The sequence below is a fragment of the Intrasporangium sp. genome (assembly GCF_035280925.1).
Taxonomy (GTDB): domain Bacteria; phylum Actinomycetota; class Actinomycetes; order Actinomycetales; family Dermatophilaceae; genus Intrasporangium.
Genome location: NZ_DATEEY010000111.1, coordinates 1 through 3,152, shown reverse-complemented (window position 1 = coordinate 3,152; position 3,152 = coordinate 1). Strand labels below are relative to the sequence as shown.

Below are 3,152 nucleotides of genomic sequence, written 5' to 3'. Positions count from 1 at the left end.
CGCGGTCTTCGCGTGCCTGGCGGACGACAGCCGACGGGACGTGCTCGACGTCCTCGTCCGGGACGGCAGGGCGAGTGCGAGCGCCGTCGCCCGCGACGTGCAGATCTCGCGGCAGGCCGTGGCGAAGCACCTGGGCCTGCTCGCCGAGGCCGGACTCGTCACCTCCGAGAGGGCGGGCCGCGAGGTGCTCTACACGGTCCAACCCCAGCCGTTGCAGGACGCAGCCCGCTGGCTCGATCGGTCAGCGGCCTCGTGGGATCGTCGCCTCGCCGCCCTCAAGTCGGCTGCGGAGGGCCCCGAGGGCGATCAGACTGCGACGAGGTAGTCGGCCAGCTCGGCCGGTCGGGAGAGCGCGATGAGATGACCGCCGGGGAGGACGTCCGGCTCGATCCCGAGTCGCTTGCGCGCGACGCACTGCTGGAACGCCACCGGGAAGAAACGGTCGTCCCGGCCGGTGACGACACGGATGGTGATCGGGGGCCACTCCGTGAAGGCGCACGGTGCGGCGAAGACTGCGTCGACCTCATCCCGTTGGTGGTCGGCCCCCGATGCGAGGACCTCGGGTGGGACGTCATGGAGGAAATGGGCGTCCGGGTCAAGATCCACTGGCCAGCCGCCGGCCTCGGCGGCCGACCGCACGGCCGCCTCGTGGTCGACGTGGTCCCACCAGTCGCCGGCGGTCTCACCCGGCTCGGGGATCATCGCGTTGACGAAGACCAGCCCGCGCAGACCAGTGTGCTCGCCCGACGCCGCCGCCTGGGTTGCGGAGAACCCGCCGAGGGACTGGGCCACGATGACGACGTCGGGCCGTGATCCGACGGCAAGGGACACGGCACGCGCATACTCGGGCAGGCCGCTCGCCGGGTCGTCAGCCGGCAGGTCGAGGGCAACGGCCTCGTGGCCGGCCGCAGTGAGGAGGGGGACGACGCGGTGCCAGTACCAGGCTGCACCGCCGGCACCCGGCACGAGAACAAATGTGGTCACTGTCAACATGCTAGGCGGGTCGTGACCCAGCCGCGAGGGCATATCGACGGGCTGGCCGTCAGCCGAGGGGTTCGACGGTCAGCCCGTGTCCGTAGTCGAAGAGCGGGTCGTCGAAGCCGGGCACGTCCTCCGCGTGCTGGCGCACCTGCTCCATCGACCGCGGGAGGTCGAACGGCAGGCGCCCCTCGGGCGGGATGGCGCCGGTGATCGCGTCAACGAGTGCCTCGTCGCTGGATCCGTAGGTGCCCACGATGACGGACGCGATCGGCAGGAGCGGAGTCAGCACGGCGGGGCGGTCCAGCACGACGTCCAGCACGAGCGGGCAGTGGTCGGCGATCCGCTGCATCCGGACGACGAGACCCGGCGGGAAGTCGAGGGAACCCTGGTGGAACCACGACTCGAGGAACAGGTCGGAGCGCGCGTCGAAGGGCGCCATGAGCCGCACGACCGCCAGCTCGGCCTCATCGGGCCGCTCGACGACCGTGCCCAGGCGGGCCGCCGCCTCGGTCGAGACGTTCTCCACGTACACCCTGCGTCCGGCAGCGATCGGGAGGCGCAGGGCCTCGTCCGCCCGGTCAGGGCCACCACCTCCCTCGGGTCGCCCGTTCTGCAGGACCGTGACCGACCGGGCCTGCGCCTCGTGACCGGCCGCTCGGAAGTCCTGGCGGCCCACGGTCTGCGCCGCGGCATCCTCGTCAACGAAGGGGTTGTCGAAGAGCCCGAGCCGGAACTTGGTCGCCAGCAGGCGACGGACCGACTCATCGATGCGCGATGCGGAGACCCGACCCTGGGCAAAGAGATCGAGCAGCACCTCGACACACTCCTCCCCGCCGAACTGGTCGACACCGGCATCGAGGAGACGCTCCATGCGGCCATGGGCGTCGAGGTGCTCGACGCCCCACGCCCGCGCGGGCAGGACCTGGTCGCCCACGTGGTTGTCCATGATGAGCTCCCAGTCCGACACGACGACGCCGTCGAAGCCGAGCCGCTCGCGGAGCAGCCCCGTGGTGATCTGCTTGCTGTAGGCGAAGCCGACCTGTTCGATCGCCTCGCCGTCGACCACCAGCCCGACCGGCATGCCGTAGTAGGGCATGATCGCCGCGGTTCCGGCCTCGATGATCTCGGGGAAGGGCTTGAGGTGGTCCGCGAACCGCCCTCCGGTGTAGACCTGCTCGCGGCCATAAGGAAAATGCGCGTCCTCGCCGTCCTTCTGGGGACCGCCACCGGGGAAGTGCTTGCTCGTGCATGCGACGCTGTCGGGGCCGAGTGCCTCGCCCTGGAACCCGCGCAGATAGGCGACTCCGAGCTCGCTCACGAGGTCCGGATCCGATCCGAACGTGCCTGCCTGCCGGGCCCAGCGCGGCTCCGTCGCGAGGTCGAGCGTCGGATGCAGCGCCGCGCGGATCCCCACGGCGACGTACTCCTGACGCGCTGTGTCCGCGAAGCGCCGCACGACCTCCACGTCCCGCAGCGCCGCCAGCCCCAGTGGCTCCGGCCACTGCGAGAACGCCTTGGCGGTGAAGCTGACGCCGGCGTTCTCGATGAAGGCATGCCGCGGGTCGGTGGAGATCGTGACCGGGATCCCGTGCGGCGTCTGCTCCGCGACCGCCTGGAGGCTGTTGTACCAGCGGGCCGCCATCCGGGCGTCCTCGAGCGCATGGACGTTGAAGTGGTTCAGGTACTTGTCGAGGCAGACGATGCTCGTCGGCGACTTGCTGATCTTGCCTGGCATTTCGAGCACCGAGCCGTCCTCGCCCGCCTCGATGACGGTCTGGAACATCAGCCCGACCTTCTCCTCGAGCGACAGGCGCCCGATGAGGTCCGCGACCCGCTCCTCGACCGTCAGCCGTTGATCCTCGTACGGGTCAAGCTCTCCGTTGCCGTTGAGGTCCCGGAACTCGACCCCGTCCTCGGACACCAGCCGCTCCGGCTGCATGAGCACCTCCTTGCTCGATCGGGGTCGATCAGACCGGGCTCGCGCCGAACTCCTCGATCCCGATCACCGGCCGCAGCACCTGTTCGACCGCCGGCGTGGAGAAGTAGCGGCGAATGACGTTGTTGGCCAGGACGTTGCCGACCGCCCCCATGATCATCGCCTGGTCGAGGGAGAGGTACCGTCGCGCCACCGTTCCCGATCCCACGGCGATCGCGTCGAAGAAGCCGCCCGC

At 70.2% G+C, this 3,152-nt stretch carries 3 protein-coding genes and 1 pseudogene; 1 reads left to right on the top strand and 3 read right to left on the bottom strand.

Features of this window, described 5'->3' with window-relative positions; all coding sequences use genetic code 11:
* A partial coding sequence (locus VJN29_RS10835; RefSeq protein WP_324143642.1) for a metalloregulator ArsR/SmtB family transcription factor occupies positions 1-325 on the top strand: 325 nt, incomplete at its 5' end.
* Here the strand turns inward: VJN29_RS10835 and VJN29_RS10830 are convergent.
* From VJN29_RS10830 to VJN29_RS10820, 3 genes and pseudogenes are all read right to left on the bottom strand, one after another.
* A complete protein-coding gene (locus VJN29_RS10830; protein ID WP_324143641.1) occupies positions 307-984 on the bottom strand; it encodes an alpha/beta hydrolase in 678 nt (225 codons plus the stop codon). The genes VJN29_RS10835 and VJN29_RS10830 overlap by 19 nt on opposite strands.
* 58 nt (positions 985-1,042) lie before the next feature.
* The gene (locus tag VJN29_RS10825) at positions 1,043-2,920 is read right to left on the bottom strand and encodes a glycoside hydrolase family 3 protein (RefSeq protein ID WP_324143640.1); all 1,878 of its coding nucleotides are present in this window, start codon (positions 2,918-2,920) and stop codon (positions 1,043-1,045) included.
* A gap of 28 nt (positions 2,921-2,948) precedes the next feature.
* A pseudogene (locus VJN29_RS10820) lies at positions 2,949-3,152 on the bottom strand (cellobiose phosphorylase); the annotation flags it as partial.

Bases quoted from the DNA above. Each gene is read 5' to 3' on its own strand.
- VJN29_RS10825 (WP_324143640.1), bottom strand. From the start codon at position 2,920: ATGCAGCCGGAGCGGCTGGTGTCCGAGGACGGGGTCGAGTTCCGGGAC.